Source organism: Prevotella sp. AM23-5, assembly GCF_003473645.1.
GTDB classification, from domain to species: domain Bacteria; phylum Bacteroidota; class Bacteroidia; order Bacteroidales; family Bacteroidaceae; genus Prevotella; species Prevotella copri_A.
Map to the genome: position 1 here is coordinate 1 of NZ_QUCG01000176.1, position 1094 is coordinate 1094.

At 40.3% G+C, this 1094-nt stretch carries 1 protein-coding gene and 1 pseudogene; both read left to right on the forward strand.

The window, feature by feature from the left end; translation table 11 throughout:
• A partial coding sequence (locus tag DW657_RS17400) for a UpxY family transcription antiterminator (RefSeq protein ID WP_118313585.1) occupies window positions 1-462 on the forward strand: 462 nt, incomplete at its 5' end.
• A gap of 17 nt (window positions 463-479) precedes the next feature.
• Window positions 480-1064: pseudogene (locus DW657_RS17405) on the forward strand (SDR family oxidoreductase); the annotation flags it as partial.
• Window positions 1065-1094 lie beyond the last annotated feature (30 nt).

Below are 1094 nucleotides of genomic sequence, written 5' to 3' on the forward strand. Positions count from 1 at the left end.
ATCACGGCTTTCTATCCTACCACCGAGGTAGTGAAACTTATAAAAGGTAAGCGCAAAATTGTTATCGAGTCACGTTTACCCAACATCTTCTTCGCCTACGGTACCGAAGAACAACTCAAAACCTTTGTTTACGACAACGTAAATCTCCCATTCCTTCGTTTTTACTATCGTCACGTCCACGTTGGGCGCAGAATAGAGAAGGTTCCTATGATAGTTCCAGACTATCAGATGGAAAGTCTCAAAATCATCTGTGCTGCCGATGCGGATAATACAATCGTGTCATTAGTCGAAGTGCCAAAGTTCGAGAAAGGACAGTTGGTAAAGGTTATTGATGGTGTATTCAAAGGGGTGGTTGGAATAGTTGCACGCTGGCAGGGGCAACAGAGAGTAGGCGTGGTAGTAGATGATTTGGTAACAATGGCCACAGCCTATATACCAAGTGCGTTTCTTCAAAAAATATAATAAAACAATTAATAAATATGAAATATGCTTTAGTAACAGGAGCCTCGCGAGGTATAGGACGTGCAGTGGCTTTGCGCTTAGCAAATGAGTATCCTGTCATAATCAATTATCATTCTAATTCCGAAAGTGCTAATGAGGTAAAGGAACTAATTGAGGCGAACGGAGGTTATGCAGAGTTGCTACCTTTTGATGTTGCAGATTCACAATCTATAGAAAATGCGATTGACCTGTGGGAGCAAAGACATCCTGATGATTATATTTCTGTGTTAGTAAACAATGCAGGTATTCGTCGAGACAATGTTATGTTTATGATGGCTAATGAGGAATGGCATGATGTACTTAACACAAATCTTAACGGCTTTTTCTATATCACAAGACGCCTATTGAAACATATGATGCCTCGTAAACGAGGTGGAAGAATTATAAACATGTCATCGCTTTCTGGTTTGAAAGGAATGGTAGGTCAGGTAAATTATAGTACTGCAAAAGCAGCGCTAATAGGAGCGACAAAAGCTTTAGCTCAAGAAGTAGCCCCTCGTAACATCACAGTGAATGCAGTGGCTCCAGGTTTCATACAAACAGATATGACTAAGGATTTACCACCAATACTCTGTTAATTCTTATGTAATCGA